Genomic DNA, 17,899 nt, shown 5'->3' with positions numbered 1-17,899 from the left:
CCGCACCCCGCCATCGAGCGGGTATTTTTTTGCCTGGAGAAACCGAAATGCCGATCACCGCGCAGCAGCTGCTGCAGATCCTCCCGAACGCTGGCCAGAAAGCCGGCGTTTTTGCACCCGCCCTCAACACGGCAATGAGCAAGTACCAGATCGTGACGCCGCTGCGCGTCGCAGCTTTCATCGCCCAAGTCGGTCATGAGTCCGGTCAGCTGCGTTACATGCGCGAGCTGGGCGGTAGCGCCTACCTGTCGAAGTACGACACCGGCAAGCTGGCGGAGCGCCTTGGCAACACACCCGAGGCCGACGGCGACGGCCAGTTGTATCGGGGCCGTGGGCTGATTCAGGTGACGGGGCGGGCCAACTATGAAGCGTGCGCCGAAGCGCTGGGCCTGGACCTGATCAACCATCCCGAGTTGCTCGAACAACCCGACCACGCCGCCATGTCGGCGGCATGGTTCTGGGACCGGGCCAACCTCAATGCGCTGGCCGACAAGGGCGATTTCCTGACTATCACCAAGCGCATCAACGGCGGCACGAACGGCTTGGCTGATCGGCAGGCGCTTTATACCCGAGCGCTTGAGGTGCTGGCGTGAAGGCCCTGCCGTGGAAGGCATTCGGCCTGCTGCTGATCATGCTGGCGCTGGCCGGTGCTTTGTACGGGGCATACCGGCACGGCGTGACCGTCACCGATCTGGCCTGGAAGGCGAAGTGGGCCGAGCAAGTCAGCGCCCAATCCGAAGCGGTGGCCACCACGACCACCGAGTACCGAACCGAAGAGCAACGCCGCCAGAAAGCGGCCAACCAGGTGGCGAACGATGCAAGACAAGAACAGACCGCTGCGCTTACTGATTCTGCTGTCGCTGACGCTGCTGGCGACCGGCTGCGCGTCGAAGCCGGAAAGCTGGCAGCCACGGCAAGTTGTGTGCCCGGCGATACCGGCGCTGCCGAACGAAGCAAAACAGCCGCCCGCGCCGCAATGGTGCTCTCCGACCTGCTCGGCCGGGCTGACGCGCGAGCGGGAGAGCTGGCAAAAGCTTATGACGGTGCCCGAATAGCCGGGCAAGCGTGTGAAGCCGCCTATGGTTCATTGACTCGCTGAATCATCGGGGGCAGCTTATTCGGGCATTGCGGGTCTTCGATAAAGCCTCGTCCATCGCAGTGCTTGCAATCGTCACGCACCGCGAATCCGTCCAAGCAGTGAAGGCATCTTATAAATATCGAGTAGCTATGACGCTCCCACAGCGAAACGTAGGACTTGAAGTCGCCTTGGTCGAGGGCTACCGCCGAGGCGTCGACGAGCGCTCGATATTGATCCTGATCGCTCAGGCGTTGATAGCTCACGCCGTTGATCTGCCTGGATTGCTCAACCAGCGTCAACGTCTGGCCGGTTTCGGTATAGATGTAGCGACCCTCAAGCACGCCGTACTTCTTGTAATCCCTCATAATGAGTTCGTTTTTCTCGTCGAGAAAGGCGAAATGGGCGGCATGGTAGGGCGACTGGTCGGCCTCATGGAGCACGTATCGGGAGTTCAGCAGGCTGCCGACTACGACGCCGCCCTTGTTGTAGGCCAGATAGTCCGACGCCTGATGCCGCCATTCGTGGTTGCCTTCCTCGGTGAAGTGGCAGAAAGCGGCGCTGGCCAGTTCGAAGAGCTCAAAGCGCTCCAATGGATCGACCAAGCCACCGGCCTGCATGTCTTCGGCCATGCGTGCCAGAAAACGGTAAGTGACCGCAGGGTTCGTCCACTGTCTCCTGTCATTGAGCCTTTTGTGCCATTCGGCCAATGCTTCTGAGCTGCTGCTCTCGTTCATGGGGGTGATTCTCAATTGCTGTATGTGCATACAGTAGTTGAGTGTTTCGGATTTGGGGAGTGGTGTTCGTCGGCAGGACGCCGGGGGAGGGTGCGTGACTTTTGCGTGACTTCTCTTGCACCTATGATGATCTATGGCTATTCGATTGCAGCGAGCGCCATAGAAAACAGCCATAGGCTGTGTGTTTACTGAGTTGCCACAGGCATGGGGTGCTAGGGGTCGAGTGTTCGAATCACTCCGTCCCGACCATATAATTTAATGACTTAGCCACCTTTGGGTGGCTTTTTCATTTCTACCCCAGTGAAATTTCGAGTGCCCTTGGGTTTTTGACCTACACTTGCCTCCTCTTCAGAATCACCAGCGCTGGCGCGCGTGAGTCGGTTACTGATACCTTGTTTGCCGCTGTAATAAGCTGATCCAGCTCCGCTGTCGAGTAGTGGGTGTTGATACTCCGTTCTTGTGCCCGAGCAAAGCTTTCCGGTCTTCATCGGTAACGCCAGCGGCACGCAGCCGTCTTCCAAATGAATGCTTGAGGTCGTGGATGCGGATCCTCAAGAAATCTTCTCGCGCTGCTTGCTTGCACATAAAATTCTGTCGCTTTTTATAAGAGGCGCGGCCCCGTGCCAGCGTCCACATCCAGCCGCTCGGAATAGCCAAGAGCTGTTACCTAAAAACTGTGGCGACCTTCTTCCACGACAACGCTTTGCCCTTAGGCCCGCGACGCGAGCTCTGGCTATGGTTCCCACGGTCTCCAAAAAACAATTTGACATATGTTATTTGTGATCACATATTAGCCCCATAAGAACGCTAATATGAGTTACTCCCCATGACAGACCTTCCGATCCTCCTGCCCGCCATGCGGCAGGTCTCTCGCGATACCCTCCAGGACCAAGTCTACCGGCAGATCCGTGAAGCACTGATGAGCGGGCGCTTTCAGCCGGGTCAGAAGCTGACGATTCGTGGCCTTGCCGAAGCGCTGGGTTCCAGTCCGATGCCGGTGCGCGAGGCGTTGAATCGCCTCAGTGCCGAGAACGCCTTCGAAGTCACCGAAACCGCTCGTCTTCGCGTACCCATGATGACCCCGGAGCGGCTGCGCGAGATTCGCGATGCGCGGGTTGCGCTGGAGGGGCTGTTGGCCGAGAAGGCGGTCATTCTGATCAACGACGCCGATCTTGCTGACATCAGCCAGCTCTGCGGGCAGATGCAGACGGCTGCTGACAGCGTTGATGTCGCGCTCTATCTGTGGACCAACTTTGCCTTTCACCGGCGCATTTACGCGGTGGCCAAGGCCGAACTCATCGTGGCAGCAGTGGAGAATTTCTGGCTGCACATCGGTCCGTGTTTCGCGCTGGTTGCGCCTGACAAGGCGCATCTTCAGCGTTCGATGGAAGCACACAACCGTATCGTCGAGGCGCTGGCGGCGCGTGATGGGGCGGCCGCTCGTGCAGCGGTCACCGACGACATCATGCAGGCGGCTGATTCTCTGACGCGCCTGATCGCAAAGAGCGACCGCTCCAGGTCGCGGGTCTCGGGAGTGAAAAAAGCATGAGTGTTCTCAATCGGCTGGTTCCCTACACAGGGCTGCGCGTCCTGATTTCCGGTGGTGCGGCCGGGATCGGTGAGGTGTTGGCGGCGGCTTATATGGAAGCCGGGGCAAAGGTACATGTGTGTGATGTCAGCGAGGCGGCCATTGCGGCATTCCTTGATCGTCATCCAGGCAGCGTTGCCACGCGCGCAGACGTTGCTGATCCGGTGCAGATCGAAGCGGTGTTCAGGGTGCAGCGTGAACAGTTCGGCGGTCTTGATGTGCTGATCAATAACGCCGGAATCGCTGGCCCTACGGCAGGTATCGATGCTATCAGCGAAGAAGAGTGGCAGCGCACCATTGATATCAATCTCACTGGGCAGTACCGCTTCGCTCATCACGCGGTGCCGTTGCTCAAGGCCTCACCCAACGCACACCTGATCCATATCGCTTCGGTCGCTGGTCGCCTGGGCTATGCCTGGCGCACCCCGTATGCCGCGACCAAGTGGGCGATTGTCGGGCTGATGAAGTCGCTGGCGTCCGAGTTGGGGGAAAGTGATATCCGCGTCAATGCCTTGCTGCCGGGTATCGTCGAAGGTCCGCGCATGGACGGGGTGATTCGGGCCCGTGCACAGCAGATGAACGTGCCGGAGGAGGAGATGCGCGAGGAGTACCTGAAAAAGATTTCGCTCAAGCGCATGGTCACCGCCGAGGATGTTGCTGCGATGGCGCTCTTTCTGTGTTCGCCCGCCGCCCGCAACGTCACGGGTCAGGCCATCAGTGTGGATGGCAACGTCGAGTACCTCTGAGGATTCGGCCCGATGGCAACGATGACCGGATATCGTCCGAGTCATGTACCACATCAGACTTCTCGCCAACAACAAGAATGGAGAATGCTCATGCCCAAGAAACGTCCGGTCATCATCACCTGCGCAGTGACGGGTGCGATCCACACGCCGTCGATGTCGCCTCATTTGCCGATCACGCCGCAGGAAATAGCCGATGCAGCCATCGGTGCCGCCGAGGCCGGGGCCTCGATCGTTCATTTGCACGCCCGCGACCCACATGACGGAAGGCCCAGTCAGGATGTCGATCTGTTTCGGCAGTTCCTGCCGCAGATCAAGGCCAAGAGCGACGTGGTGATCAATATCACCACGGGCGGCGCGCCGACCATGGGCGTGGAGGAGCGCCTGCAACCGGTGGCGCAGCTCAAGCCGGAACTGGCCTCGTTGAACATGGGGTCAATGAACTTCGGGCTGTACGAAATGCTCGATCGCTACAGCGAATTCAAGCACGACTGGGAGCGTCCTTATCTGGCCGACAGCGACGACCGGATTTTCCGCAACACCTTCCGCGATATCGCGCACATCCTCAATACCTGCGCCGAAAACCGCACACGCTTTGAAATTGAATGCTACGACATCGGTCATCTGTATACCGCAGCGCACTTCCTGCAGCGCGGGTTGCTCAAGGCACCGATTTTCATACAGTCGGTATTCGGTTTGCGTGGCGGTATCGGCGGGCATCCTGAAGACCTGGCGCATATGCGCCGTACGGCTGATCGCCTGTTTGGCGATGCCTATCAGTGGTCGATCCTGGGGGCCGGTCGCAATCAGATTCCGCTGGGCACCATGGGCCTGTCGATGGGCAGCCATGTGCGGGTCGGTCTGGAGGATTCGTTGTGGGATGGACCGGGCAAACTGGCGGCGTCCAATGCCGATCAGGTCAAGCGTATCCGCACGGTGATCGAAGCGCTGGGCGGGCAGGTGGCAACGCCGGACCAAGCCCGTGAAATGCTAGATCTGAAGGGGCAGGACAAGGTTAATTTCTAGTCGTCGCAAAATGTGTCATCTCAATAACAACAAGACAGAGGTGAAAAATGCGTATCGAAATCGTTGTCGACGTTAAGACCACGCTGGGCGAAGGCCCGGTCTGGGATGTCGAGCAACAGCGCCTGTACTGGATCGACAGCTTCGACGGCCGCGTTCTGCGCTGCACCAACGACGGGCGCGAACTGCGCGCCTGGGATGTCGGTCAGAAAATCGGCTCCATGGCCTTGCGCAAGCACGGCGATGCGGCGCTCGTGGCGTTGCAGACGGGTATCTACAACCTTGACTTGCCGAGCGGTGATCTCGAGCTGATCGTCGACCCCGAACCGGGGCTGCCGAACAATCGACTCAATGATGGCAAGGTCGATCGGCAGGGCCGGTTCATCGTGGGCTCGATGGACACGCAGGAAGATCAGGCCAGCGCCAAGCTGTATCGCCTCGATCCGGACCTGAGCCTGCACACCCTGGATGAAGGCATCATCGTGTCGAACGGTCCTTGCTGGAGTCCGGGCGGAGAAACCTTTTATTTCGCCGACACCTGGTCAGGAGAGATCTGGACCTACGATTACGACAACGCCAGCGGCGCAGTCGCCGACAGACGTACGTTTGCAAAGGTCGACACCTCAGGCGGAGGGGCGGCGGATGGCTGCACCGTGGATGCCGAAGGCTGTCTGTGGCAAGCGCTGGTGTATGCCGGAAAACTGGTGCGCTACACCCCCGACGGGCAGGTGGATCGCATCATCGACATGCCGGTGAAAAAAGTGACCAGTCTGACTTTCGGCGGCCCGAATCTGGACACATTGTTTGTCACCTCCATGGCCAAGCCGCCATTGCCGCGCTTTCCGGAGGATGGCCAGCAACGCGGTGCCCTGTTCGCCATCACCGGACTGGGTGTGAAAGGCATCGCCGAGCGGCGCTTTGCCAGTTAACCCGTCGACAGACTGAACCTGAACGTTAAGGACGACTGGACCCTTTCTCGCAGGGGCGTGTGCGGCACGCCTGGAGATTTCCCATGCCAAATAACAAGAACGCATCGCTGGGCAAGATTCATCGTTTTTCGTGGGTGTCGTTGCTGGTCTGCTGGATGATCTGGATTCTGAATGCCTACGATCGCGAGATCGTCTTGCGTCTGGGCCCAACGATTTCCAAGCATTTCGACCTGTCTGCGGACCAGTGGGGGACGGTAGCTACGGTGGTCATGCTGGCGCTGGCCGTTCTCGATATACCCGGCTCCATCTGGAGTGATCGTTACGGCGGGGGCTGGAAACGGGCGCGCTTTCAGGTGCCGTTGGTACTGGGTTACACCGCGCTGTCGTTTTTGTCGGGCTTCAAGGCATTGAGTGGCAGCCTGGCCAGTTTCATTGCCTTGCGGGTCGGGGTGAACCTGGGCGCTGGCTGGGGCGAACCGGTCGGCGTCAGCAACACTGCCGAGTGGTGGCCTGTTGAACGCCGTGGTTTTGCCTTGGGCGCGCACCATACCGGTTACCCCATCGGCGCCATGCTCAGCGGCATTGTCGCCAGTTTCGTGATCAGCACCTACGGTGAGGAAAACTGGCGTTATGTGTTCTTCTTCGCCTTCGTGGTTGCGTTGCCACTGATGATCTTCTGGGCACGCTACTCCACGGCCGAGCGCATTACTCAACTGTACGTGGACATCGCTGCCAAAGGCATGACCCCGCCGGACAGCACGCCGTCGACCAATGTAAAAGGCCAGGTCTGGAAGTCGGTAAAAGCGACGCTGAGTAACCGCAATATCGCCCTGACTGCCGGCAACACCCTGCTCACGCAGGTGGTGTACATGGGCGTCAATATTGTTCTGCCGGCCTACCTGTACAACATCCTCAACCTGTCGCTGGCCGAGTCGGCGGGGATGAGCGTGGTGTTCACGTTGACCGGCATTCTCGGGCAACTGATCTGGCCTTCGCTGTCGGACATCATCGGCCGGCGCATCACCTTGATCATCTGTGGCATATGGATGGCGCTCAGTGTCGGGGCCTTTTACTTCGCCAACACCATCCTGATCGTTATCGCCGTACAGTTGCTTTTCGGTCTGGTCGCCAATGCCGTCTGGCCCATCTACTACGCAGTCGCTTCCGACTCTGCACAACCTTCGGCAACCTCTACAGCCAACGGGATCATCACCACGGCGATGTTCATCGGCGGCGGTATTGCCCCGGTGCTGATGGGGACGCTGATTTCCATGGGCGGCGGCTGGACCAGCCTCAGCGGTTATACCGTGTGCTTTTTCGTGATGGCCGGTTGCGCGTTGGGCGGGGCGTTTTTGCAACTGTTTTCACACCGTCCGGAATTGCTGACAGCGCAGCGGAGCGTGTAAGGGTGAAAAGGAAGGTCACTTGGTTTTGATCTTCCAGAACGGGAAGTCACTCTGTAATGACGCGCTGTATCTGCACAGATGCGTCGGCTTACGGGGACCAGAAAGAGAACGTCAGTTCTCAACATCTGTCCCCGTATCAGCCAAAAAGTGCCACTTTCAAGAGCGTCAGCATGCGTTTGCCGGACCATACGGCCAATGGGAGTGGAAGAATAAAGTATTACTTTTTACTGGCATTACTTGTTGTGCAGCGACATCTCAGCTGTCGCGATCAGAACATGCCTTGACTATCAGAGGCAAAAAATTGACGTCATAAAAACTGGATCGTCAAGTTTTTTGAGTCGTACAGCGAATGAAATGCCGAGTGTAATAAAAATTTTTTAACCTTTAATATCAACAGGTTGGGTGGGGTTAGAGCCTTTATTCAGGTTCGATGAAATGACGGTCTCTAAAGTTACTGAGCTGGCGGGCGACATGAGTAATATCTCAATGACATCAATCATAAAAGTTGGTTCAGCCTATTTTTACGAGCGATAACGCCCACCATGCAAGCCACGGAACGGCTATGTTCAGGATCGACATCATGTTCAGCAAACTCAGCATCTCGCAAAAGCTTTACTTCAGCTTTGCCGCGATCATCGTATTTATCGCCGTCCTTGTCGCGAGTGCTTACAGAGGCTTCGAGCAGGTCGAGGAAGCCACCAACAGCAATGTCCATACGTACCAGGTGCTGAGCGAAGCTCAACTTGCCCTTGAACAGCTGATCAATATCGAAACTGGCATGCGCGGCTTTGTCATTGCCTCGAAGGATGCGTTTCTGGAGCCATTGGTGGCGGGGGAAAAGCGCTTCACCGAAGAGCTCGATTCGCTCAAGCGCCTGACAGCCGACAATGCGGAGCAGCAGCGCCGCCTGGCTGCACTGGGTGAAACCCAGAAGCGCTGGCTTGACGAGGATATCAATCCGATCATCGCCCTGCGCCGCGATCTGACAGCACGCAATGCGGCTGATGATGAACTGGATGCACGCATCACCTCGGGGGCTGACAAAGCCAAAATGGACAGCATGCGCGCTCTGCTGGCTGAGATCAGCGGCACCGAGCAGAAGTTGCTGCTTCAACGCAGCCAGGAAATGGCGGATGCCAAGCGGCTCGCGATCATGATCCTGATGTGCGGTGGCCTGGCAGCTGCCGTTCTGGCGATGATACTGGCCGCGGCACTGGGACGCAGCACCACGGCGCGCCTGCAACTGGCCATTGATGCCGCAACAGCAATTGCCAATGGCAAGCTGGATACCGTGATCGACACCAGCAGTCACGATGAACTGCCGAAAGCTTTCGATCGTATGCAGAATCGTCTGCGCGAGATGATTCAACAGATCAGCCAGGCCGCCAATCAACTGGTCGTTGCCGTACAACAGATTTCCGGTGCGTCCGAGCAACTGTCCGGTGCGATCCAGGAGCAGTCGACGTCCGCCTCGGCGATGGCGGCCACGATCGAAGAGCTGACCGTCAGCATCCATCACGTTTCCGAAAACGCCGACGAGGCGCATGAACTCGCCAGCCGTTCGGGGCAGCAGTCGAAAGATGGTGCGCAGGTCATCGAAAACACCTTGTCCAGCATGAATGGCATCGCCCGGACCGTGCAGCTGTCTTCTACTCAGGTCGCAGGCCTGGGTCAGCACTCCGAGCACATTTCATCGATCGTCAGCGTGATTCAGGGCATTGCCGACCAGACCAACCTGTTGGCACTCAACGCGGCCATCGAGGCTGCTCGGGCCGGTGAGCAAGGCCGTGGCTTCGCAGTGGTTGCTGACGAGGTACGCCTGCTGGCGCAGAACACTGGCAAATCCACCAAGGAAATCGCCGGGATGATCGAGAAAATTCAGGCGGGCGTACGGGAGACCGTCGAGAGCATGCGCAGCGGCGTTCAGGAAGTGAACGAAGGCGTCGAAATGGCTGGCACCGCCGGTCAGGCGATCATCGAGATTCGCGACAGTTCGGGCAAGGTTCTGCAGGTGGTCGACCAGATATCCTTCGCGCTGCGTGAGCAAACCGCAGCGAGCCAGGATGTCGCACGTAACGTCGAGCGCTCCGCGCAAATGGCTGAACAGAACAACATGTCGGTTCAGGAACTGCTCAAGACCAGCGGCGGCCTGAAGACCCTCGCCACCAGCCTGCAGACGGAAGTGGGCAAGTTTCGGCTTTAAGGTCTGAGGACTGCTCGTAAACACGCTTAGGCTGCTTAAACCCCCGGGATTAGTCGATGGCTAATGCCGGGTTTTTTTTGCATATTCAAAAAACGCGCCTAACCTTTGGTGCGCTGGATGACGATCGCGTCCAGCGCATCGAAATTCATGCAATGAAATGGCAGCGCAGGCTGTCTCAGGGCTGATGCCTTGTCACATCAATGCTGAGCCAGAATACTGTCCAGCAGACCCGGGAACCGGCTCTCAAGCACCTGTTTGCGTAGCGAGTTCATGTGCGTGGTGCCCACGTTGCGCGTCTGTACAAGCCCGGCATCGCGCAGCACGCGGAAATGATGGGACATGCTCGATTTAGGGCGTCCGCCGTCCAGTTCGCCGCAGGTGGCTTCTGCGACGCCGGCCAGGCAGCGCACGATTCCCATGCGAACGGGATCACTCAAGGCATAGAGTAAGCGTTCGAGTGTGAGGTCTTCAGGATCGGGGTGTTGGAAGGTTCGCATGGAGGGGATGATATCAAGGCTTCCGTTTATTGCCATAGTTCGATTACCATCGAACAACTGAAATCAAAAGTCATCTGGCCTACGGGAGCTTTCCAATGTCTGCATTGTTCGAACCCTTCAAACTGAAAGACGTTACGCTGCGCAACCGAATTGCCATTCCTCCGATGTGCCAGTACTCGGCAACCGAAGGTGTCATCAACGACTGGCACCACGTGCACCTGGCCAGCATGGCACGTGGCGGTGCTGGTCTGTTGGTGGTCGAAGCTACCGCCGTTGCGCCGGAAGGACGTATCACTCCCGGTTGCACCGGTATCTGGAACGATGAACAGGCACAGGCATTCGTACCTGTCGTCAAAGCCATCAAGGCCGCAGGTTGCGTGCCGGGTATTCAGATTGCCCACGCGGGTCGCAAGGCCAGTGCCAATCGTCCATGGGAAGGTGATGACCATATCGCTGCTTCCGATTCGCGTGGCTGGGACACTATCGCTCCGTCCGCCATTGCGTTCGGTGCCAACCTGCCGAAAGTCCCGCGCGCCATGACCCTGGACGACATCGCGCGTGTTCGCCAGAACTTCGTCGATGCTGCGCGTCGCGCCCGCGATGCCGGCTTTGAATGGATCGAGCTGCATTTTGCCCACGGCTACCTGGGGCAGAGCTTCTTCTCCGAGCACTCCAACCAACGCACCGATGCGTACGGCGGCAGCTTCGATAACCGCAGCCGTTTCCTGCTGGAAACCCTGGCCGCAGTACGTGAAGTCTGGCCTGAGAACCTGCCGCTCACCGCACGTTTTGGCGTGATCGAATACGACGGTCGCGACGAGCAGACGCTTGCCGAGTCAATCGAACTGGCGCGCCGCTTCAAGGCTGGCGGGCTGGATCTGTTGAGCGTCAGCGTCGGTTTCAGCACGCCGGACGCCAACATTCCGTGGGGGCCTGCGTTCATGGGACCGATCGCCGAGCGTGTGCGTCGTGAAGCGGATATTGCAGTGACCAGCGCCTGGGGCTTCGGCGAGCCGAAGCTGGCTGAAGAGGCGGTCAAGTCAGGCCAGCTCGATCTGGTCTCGATTGGCCGTGCGCATCTGGCCGATCCTCATTGGGCCTATTTCGCGGCGAAAGAACTGGGCGTTGAAAAGTCGGCCTGGACCTTGCCGGCGCCTTACGCTCACTGGCTTGAACGTTATCGCTGAGTACGCCTGATCTGAAAGGATGCGTTCGTTGGTGACACCTACAGCGTAGGCATCTTCTCTTCAGGTGAAGTGGTGGAAGGCATTTGCCAACCACCACCCAGCGCTTTGAAGACGGCGACCGCCGCCTGTGCGGATTCGACCTGTGCCTGCGCCTTGGCGTCAGCGACCTGCAGCATTTTCTCGTCAGCGCGCAGAACCTCGATCAAACTGGCAGCACCTTTGCTGTAGCTTGCAAATGAGGATTGCCGGGCTGAAGCAAGTGCAGTTTCTCCTTTACCCAGCATTGCAGCTTGAGTTTCGCGGCTGGTCAACGAAGAAAAAGCGTTTTCAACGTCCTCAGTGGCGCGCAAAACTGACTGTCGATAAGCCGCCAGAGCTTCTGCCTCTTGTCCTTTGGCTTGTCTGATCCGGGCGTTCACCCGGCCGAAATCAAAAAGCCTCCAGCGAAGCCCCAAAATACCTGCTGACTGACTGGCACCATCGGTAAACAGGTTGCCGCTCGACACGGCTGTGGCGCTGCCCAGCAGTGCGCTGAGTGAGAGTTTGGGGTAATACTCGCTGATCGCCACGCCGATACGTGCGTTGGAAGCGGCGAGGCGCCGCTCGGCCACGATCAGATCAGGTCTGCGACGGAGAAGATCGGCTGGCGTTCCTGTCGACGTGAGCTCGGGTGCGTGTGGGATTCGACCTGTTTCAGCCAGAGAGCTCCGGTGAGTGCCAGGCGGCACGCCCAACATCACATCTAGCGCGTTCATCGCCGCGTCGAGACCTGTTTGCAGAATAGGCACTGTTGCCTGCACCTGTAAAAGCTCCGCTTCGATCTGACGAGCTTCATATTTCGGGGACAGACCACGCTCATGAAGGAGCTGGACTTTTTCCAGCAGATCCTGCCGGGTTTTAACCTGTCGGTTCGCGATTGCCAGTCTGGCTTGCAGACCACGGACGGTGATGTAGGTATCAGCGGTCCGGGCTGCCACAGCCAGCCTGGCAGCCGCAACACCTGCCTGCGAAGCTTGATATTCAGCCAGTGCAGCCTGTCGGCTGCGTCTCAAACCGCCAAAAACGTCCAGCTCCCAGCTTGCCGTCAGATTGGCTTCATAGGAATTGCCATAACGATCGTAGCCAGGTGTCGAGTTCAGGACCTGACCGAGTGGAGTCTCTACCGATTGCTGCGCGCGAGCCGTCTGTGCATCGATGTTGCCCGATGGGAGCAGGGCGGCGGTTGCCGCATCTGCTCCGGCGCGTGCCTGAGCAAGCCGCGCACGGGCTTGGGCGAGATCGAGGTTCTGCGCCAGTGCGCGTGACACGAAGCTGCTCAGTAACGGATCATCAAAACCGTCCCACCACGCGGCACTGACAGGCGGATGCGCGGTAATATTCGCAGCGCCACGTGGTTGAGTCAGATAACGGTCAGGCAGGGGCGCATCCGGGCGCTGGTAATCCGGGCCCACGGCGCAGCCCGACAGCAGGCCGGTGCTCATGACCAGTACATAAGTACAAATCGGGCGCATGGAAATTCCTTGAGTTGATCAGGTTGTGACTATATTACGATTTGGTCACTTGTTGTCAACGAGTGTTCACATAGCTAAGCTGGAAACATGACTAATCAAATCAAAACATCGCCAATGCGCGGTCCCTCCGACCACAGCGTTCGCGATCAGGTTGTCGAAGCGGCAACACAGCATTTCGGCCACTACGGCTATGAGAAAACCACGGTCTCCGATCTGGCCAAAGCCATTGGTTTTTCCAAGGCCTACATCTACAAGTTCTTCGACTCCAAGCAAGCCATTGGCGAAGTGATTTGCTCGAACCGGCTGGCCATGATCATGGCGCTGGTGAACTCGGCAATCAGCGAGGCGCCAACGGCCTCCGAAAGGCTGCGCCGCCTGTTCCGCTCGCTTGTGGAAGCCGGTAGCGATCTGTTTTTTCACGACCGGAAGCTGTATGACATAGCCGCTGTCGCAGGCCGCGATCAGTGGCCTTCTGCTGCCGCGCACGACGAGCGTATTCGCCAGCTCATCCAGCAAATCGTTCTTGAAGGCAGGGAGTCGGGAGAGTTCGAGCGCAAGACACCTCTGGACGAGGCCGTTCAAGCCATTCACCTGGTCATGCGCCCGTACATCAACCCGGTGCAATTGCAATACAACCTCGACATTGTGTCGACGGCTCCGGTCCAGCTGTCGGCGTTGATACTGCGAAGTCTGGCACCATGAAGTTGTGACCATTGACTAATTTGGTCACTTTACGGAGAATCGTTTCCCTGCTCACTTGATTTCAAGTAAGGGATCCCATGCTCCTGTCCAGACCCAAAACCACTGCCTTGCTGTTATTGCCTCTCTTTCTGACTGCGTGCAGCGAGTCGTCCGAGGTGCGCGATCCACGTACCCAGCCGCCGCTGGTAAGGGCGGCCACTGTTGCAAATGCTGATCAAGCCTTCCGTTCTTTCACAGGTGTCGTGGTCGCTCGGGTTCAGAGCGACCTGGGGTTTCGGGTTTCCGGGAAGGTGCTCGAGCGCCTGGTTGATACCGGCCAGACCGTCAAGCGCGGTGAGCCACTGATGCGCCTGGACCCCGTTGACCTTGGGCTTCAGGCTCAGGCCCAACAGCAGGCGGTTGCCGCCGCTGTGGCGCGAGCCAGGCAGACTGCAGATGACGAAGCGCGCAACCGTGACCTGGTCGTCGCTGGTGCGATATCCGCTTCCGCCTACGACCGGATCAAATCCCTGGCCGACACCGCCAAGGCAGAACTGAATGCGGCTCAAGCGCAGGCCAGCGTGGCACGTAACGCAACCGGGTACGCCGTTTTACTGGCGGACGCCGACGGCGTGGTGGTCGACACCCTGGTCGAGCCTGGGCAGGTCGTCAGCGCAGGCCAGCCCGTGGTCAGGCTGGCAAAGGCCGGGCCACGCGAAGCCATTGTCCATCTGCCTGAAACCTTGCGGCCGGCGATGGGTGATCGGGCTGAGGCCAGACTGTATGGAAACAGTGCGAGCGTCATACCGGCAAGGCTGCGGCTGCTCTCTGACGCAGCAGATCCGCTGACGCGTACCTTTGAAGCCAGGTATGTGCTTGAAGGTTCAAACGTCAGTGCGCCTCTGGGTTCAACGGTGTCCCTCGATATCGCTGTTGGCAAGCCTGCCCGGCAGTCGCTGGCGATACCCATTGCCGCTCTGCATGATCCGGGTCGAGGCCCTGGTGTCTGGGTCATCGCAGGTACGCCTGCAAAAGTCACCTGGCGCGCTGTGCAACTGCTGGGTGTGAGTGAAGATTCGGCAAACGTGAGTGGTGGTCTAGAGGCCGGCGAGCAGGTCGTGGCATTGGGTACGCATTTACTTCATGACGGTGAAGAAGTGCGTGTGCAGCAGGGTGGTATCACCGCTGAGGCGCGACCATGAATCCGGGACGTTTCAACCTTTCTGCACTGGCGGTTCGCGAACGCTCCATTACGCTGTTTCTGATTGTTTTGATCGGCGTGGCCGGTACGCTTTCATTTTTCAAACTGGGGCGTGCGGAAGATCCGCCTTTCACTGTCAAGCAAATGACCGTTATTTCTGCGTGGCCTGGCGCAACCGCTCAGGAGATGCAGGATCAGATCGCCGAGCCGCTTGAAAAACGCATGCAGGAATTGAAGTGGTACGACCGTAGCGAGACCTACACCCGGCCGGGTCTGGCATTCACCATGGTTTCATTCCAGGACAAGACCCCACCTTCTCAGGTGCAGGAAGAGTTTTATCAAGCGCGCAAGAAACTCAGTGATGCCGCGAAGTCGTTACCTGCGGGGGTTATTGGTCCGCTGGTCAATGATGAATTTTCGGATGTGACCTTTGCGCTGTTTGCGTTGAAAGCAAAAGGTGAGCCGCAGCGGCTGCTGGTACGCGATGCCGAGTCACTGCGTCAGCGTCTGCTGCATGTGCCGGGCGTGAAGAAGATCAATATCATCGGCGAGCAAGCCGAACGAATCTTCGTGTCGTTCTCCCACGAGCGGCTGGCAACATTGGGTATCGCTCCCCAGGACATTTTTTCGGCGCTCAACGACCAGAACGTCCTGACCCCCGCCGGTTCGATTGAAACCAGCGGGCCGCAGGTGTTTATACGTCTGGACGGTGCCTTCGACACCCTTGAGAAAATCCGCAACACGCCGATTGTGGCGCGGGGTAAAACGCTGAAGCTGCAGGACGTGGCGACAGTGGAACGCGGCTACGAAGACCCCGCGACCTTTCTGGTCCGCAATCAGGGCGAGCCGACCCTGTTGCTGGGCATCGTGATGCGCGACGGCTGGAATGGTCTGGACCTGGGTAAGGCGCTGGACGCGGAAACAGCCAGAATCAATCAAGGCATGCCATTGGGAATGACGCTTTCGAAGGTCACTGACCAGTCGGTGAACATCAGTTCGGCGGTTGACGAGTTCATGATCAAGTTCTTCGTCGCCCTGCTTGTGGTGATGCTGGTGTGCTTTCTCAGCATGGGCTGGCGAGTCGGTGTGGTGGTCGCTGCAGCCGTACCGCTCACGCTGGCCATTGTCTTCGTGGTGATGGAAGCGACGGGCAAGAACTTCGACCGGATTACCCTGGGATCATTGATCCTGGCACTGGGCCTGTTGGTGGACGACGCAATCATTGCCATCGAAATGATGGTGGTGAAGATGGAGGAGGGCTACGACCGGATCAAGGCGTCAGCCTATGCCTGGAGCCACACCGCAGCGCCCATGCTTGCCGGTACTCTGGTGACCGCTATCGGCTTCATGCCGAACGGCTTTGCGCAGTCGACTGCCGGTGAGTACACCAGCAACATGTTCTGGATTGTCGGCATCGCCTTGATTGCCTCCTGGATAGTTGCAGTGGTCTTCACACCTTATCTGGGGGTGAAGATGCTGCCGGAAATCAAGCCGGTTGAAGGCGGACACGCCGCCATCTACGACACTGCGCATTACAATCGTTTCAGACGGGTTCTGACCCACGTCATTGCCAGGAAGTGGTGGGTGGCGGGTGCGGTGATCGCTGCATTTGTCGTGGCAGTTCTCGGGATGGGGGCGGTCAAGAAACAATTCTTCCCGACCTCCGATCGTCCGGAAGTACTGATCGAAGTGCAGATGCCCTATGGCACATCCATCGAGCAGACCAGCGCAACCACCGCCAAGGTAGAGGCGTGGCTGCAACAGCAGGATGCCGCGAAGATCGTCACGTCCTACATCGGACAGGGCTCGCCACGGTTTTATCTGGCAATGGCGCCGGAGCTGCCGGATCCGTCGTTTGCAAAAATCGTTGTACTGACTGAAAGCCAGGACGCACGAGAAGCGCTCAAGCTGCGGATTCGTGAGGCCGTTGCTAACGGGCTTGCACCTGAGGCCCGGGTCCGGGTCACACAGCTCGTGTTCGGTCCTTATTCGCCGTTTCCTGTGGCGTATCGCGTGCGCGGGCCAGACCCTGACACATTGCGCGAGATCGCCAGTCGGGTCGAAACCATCATGGCGGCGAGTCCGATGATGCGCACTGTCAACAGCGATTGGGGAACGCGAGTGCCTACGCTGCACTTCTCTCTGAATCAGGATCGCTTGCAGGCCGTCGGGCTGACCTCAAGCGCAGCAGCCCGGCAATTACAGTTCCTGCTCTCGGGCATCCCTGTCACGTCTGTACGCGAAGATATCCGCTCGGTGGAAGTGATGGGCAGGGCGGCGGGTGACATCCGCCTGGACCCCGCGAAGATCGAGGGCTTCACGCTGGTGGGGGCTGCCGGTCAGCGCATTCCTCTTTCGCAGGCCGGAGTGGTTGAAGTGCGTATGGAAGACCCGATTCTGCGCCGTAGAGATCGTGTGCCGACCATCACCGTGCGCGGTGATATCGCGGAAGATCTGCAACCGCCGGATGTCTCCGCCGTGATCATGAAAGCACTGCAGCCGATCATCGACAGCCTCCCGGAGGGCTATCGGATCGAGCAGGCCGGATCAGTAGAGGAATCGGCAAAGGCTACTGCGGCATTGGCCCCGCTGTTTCCGATCATGATTGCCGTCACCTTGCTGATCATCATCCTTCAAGTGCGTTCGATGTCGGCGATGATGATGGTGTTTTTCACCGCTCCACTTGGGTTGATCGGTGTTGTGCCGACACTGCTTTTGTTCAATCAGCCGTTCGGTATCAACGCTCTCGTCGGGCTGATCGCGCTGTCCGGCATTCTGATGCGCAATACCTTGATCCTGATCGGGCAAATCGACCACAACGAAAAGCAAGGGCTAGACCCGTTTCAGGCGGTGGTCGAAGCAACCGTACAGCGGGCACGCCCGGTGCTGCTCACGGCACTGGCGGCGATCCTGGCGTTCATCCCTCTGACCCATTCGGTGTTCTGGGGGACGCTTGCCTACACGCTGATCGGAGGCACCCTCGGCGGGACTGTGATGACGCTGGTGTTCCTGCCAGCCATGTATTCGATCTGGTTCAAAATCCGTCCGGATAGAGGATCGCTACCCCCAAACTCCAGCAGTCATGCCTCAACGGGCACAGAGATGAAGAGGATCTGAT

General features: G+C 58.5%; 16 protein-coding genes and 1 pseudogene. 13 read left to right on the top strand and 4 right to left on the bottom strand.

The features are described from left to right. Positions 1-47: 47 nt before the first annotated feature. Both BLR16_RS16240 and BLR16_RS16235 read left to right on the top strand, forming a co-directional pair. Positions 48-593: a glycoside hydrolase family 19 protein gene (locus BLR16_RS16240; protein WP_092194361.1), complete on the top strand. Its 546-nt coding sequence runs from the start codon at positions 48-50 to the stop codon at positions 591-593. Then, on the top strand, positions 590-1,099 hold the full coding sequence (locus BLR16_RS16235; protein ID WP_161437864.1) for a DUF2514 domain-containing protein: 510 nt from the start codon (positions 590-592) through the stop codon (positions 1,097-1,099). The genes BLR16_RS16240 and BLR16_RS16235 overlap by 4 nt, the downstream gene beginning before the upstream one ends. On the opposite strand, the gene BLR16_RS16230 is transcribed toward BLR16_RS16235, so the two are convergent. After that, the gene (locus BLR16_RS16230; RefSeq protein WP_092194450.1) at positions 1,078-1,707 is read right to left on the bottom strand and encodes a hypothetical protein; all 630 of its coding nucleotides are present in this window, start codon (positions 1,705-1,707) and stop codon (positions 1,078-1,080) included. The genes BLR16_RS16235 and BLR16_RS16230 overlap by 22 nt on opposite strands. A gap of 436 nt (positions 1,708-2,143) precedes the next feature. After that, positions 2,144-2,445: pseudogene (locus tag BLR16_RS28915) on the bottom strand (site-specific integrase); the annotation flags it as partial. 193 nt (positions 2,446-2,638) lie between these two features. Between BLR16_RS28915 and BLR16_RS16220 the strand changes: the two are divergent. The 7 genes from BLR16_RS16220 (at position 2,639) to BLR16_RS28910 (ending at position 9,889) form a co-directional block, all read left to right on the top strand. Further along, positions 2,639-3,361, top strand: coding sequence for a GntR family transcriptional regulator (locus BLR16_RS16220; protein ID WP_003432997.1), 723 nt, complete (start codon positions 2,639-2,641; stop codon positions 3,359-3,361). Further along, positions 3,358-4,146, top strand: coding sequence for an SDR family oxidoreductase (locus BLR16_RS16215; RefSeq protein WP_003432996.1), 789 nt, complete (start codon positions 3,358-3,360; stop codon positions 4,144-4,146). Before BLR16_RS16220 ends, BLR16_RS16215 begins: the two co-directional genes overlap by 4 nt. Before the next feature lie 90 nt (positions 4,147-4,236). Continuing rightward, complete coding sequence (locus BLR16_RS16210; protein ID WP_003432995.1) at positions 4,237-5,169, top strand: 3,5-dioxohexanoate:acetyl-CoA acetone transferase; 933 nt, start codon at positions 4,237-4,239, stop codon at positions 5,167-5,169. 47 nt (positions 5,170-5,216) lie between these two features. Then, entirely contained in the window at positions 5,217-6,095 is an 879-nt protein-coding gene (locus BLR16_RS16205) for an SMP-30/gluconolactonase/LRE family protein (protein WP_003367029.1), read from the top strand. An 83-nt stretch (positions 6,096-6,178) separates the two neighbouring features. Continuing rightward, positions 6,179-7,501, top strand: coding sequence for an MFS transporter (locus BLR16_RS16200; RefSeq protein ID WP_003432993.1), 1,323 nt, complete (start codon positions 6,179-6,181; stop codon positions 7,499-7,501). A gap of 580 nt (positions 7,502-8,081) precedes the next feature. After that, the gene (locus tag BLR16_RS16195; protein ID WP_032609426.1) at positions 8,082-9,704 is read left to right on the top strand and encodes a methyl-accepting chemotaxis protein; all 1,623 of its coding nucleotides are present in this window, start codon (positions 8,082-8,084) and stop codon (positions 9,702-9,704) included. Positions 9,705-9,760: 56 nt separating this feature from the next. Then, positions 9,761-9,889 (top strand): hypothetical protein, encoded by a 129-nt coding sequence (locus BLR16_RS28910; RefSeq protein ID WP_255301099.1) that lies wholly within the window; start codon positions 9,761-9,763, stop codon positions 9,887-9,889. Between the two features lie 12 nt (positions 9,890-9,901). On the opposite strand, the gene BLR16_RS16190 is transcribed toward BLR16_RS28910, so the two are convergent. Next, on the bottom strand, positions 9,902-10,237 hold the full coding sequence (locus BLR16_RS16190) for an ArsR/SmtB family transcription factor (RefSeq protein WP_003367037.1): 336 nt from the start codon (positions 10,235-10,237) through the stop codon (positions 9,902-9,904). Between the two features lie 59 nt (positions 10,238-10,296). On the opposite strand from BLR16_RS16190, the gene BLR16_RS16185 reads away from it, so the two are divergent. Continuing rightward, complete coding sequence (locus BLR16_RS16185; RefSeq protein WP_003367039.1) at positions 10,297-11,388, top strand: NADH:flavin oxidoreductase/NADH oxidase; 1,092 nt, start codon at positions 10,297-10,299, stop codon at positions 11,386-11,388. Positions 11,389-11,426: 38 nt separating this feature from the next. Here BLR16_RS16185 and BLR16_RS16180 read toward each other — a convergent pair whose 3' ends face one another. Beyond that, complete coding sequence (locus BLR16_RS16180; protein WP_003432990.1) at positions 11,427-12,899, bottom strand: efflux transporter outer membrane subunit; 1,473 nt, start codon at positions 12,897-12,899, stop codon at positions 11,427-11,429. Between the two features lie 87 nt (positions 12,900-12,986). On the opposite strand from BLR16_RS16180, the gene BLR16_RS16175 reads away from it, so the two are divergent. The 3 genes from BLR16_RS16175 to BLR16_RS16165 all read left to right on the top strand — a co-directional run bounded on the left by BLR16_RS16175 (position 12,987) and on the right by BLR16_RS16165 (position 17,898). Continuing rightward, on the top strand, positions 12,987-13,601 hold the full coding sequence (locus BLR16_RS16175) for a TetR/AcrR family transcriptional regulator (protein WP_032609397.1): 615 nt from the start codon (positions 12,987-12,989) through the stop codon (positions 13,599-13,601). Between the two features lie 77 nt (positions 13,602-13,678). Continuing rightward, on the top strand, positions 13,679-14,782 hold the full coding sequence (locus BLR16_RS16170) for an efflux RND transporter periplasmic adaptor subunit (protein ID WP_092194359.1): 1,104 nt from the start codon (positions 13,679-13,681) through the stop codon (positions 14,780-14,782). After that, positions 14,779-17,898 carry an efflux RND transporter permease subunit gene (locus tag BLR16_RS16165; RefSeq protein ID WP_074808265.1) on the top strand — a complete coding sequence of 1,040 codons (3,120 nt, stop codon included), beginning with the start codon at positions 14,779-14,781 and terminating at the stop codon, positions 17,896-17,898. Before BLR16_RS16170 ends, BLR16_RS16165 begins: the two co-directional genes overlap by 4 nt. Position 17,899: the final 1 nt, after the last annotated feature.

The organism is Pseudomonas sp. BS3767, from assembly GCF_900099665.1.
Lineage (GTDB): Bacteria > Pseudomonadota > Gammaproteobacteria > Pseudomonadales > Pseudomonadaceae > Aquipseudomonas > Aquipseudomonas cerasi.
Note: the sequence above shows the minus strand (reverse complement) of the source record. Positions and strands in the feature narration are given on the sequence as shown.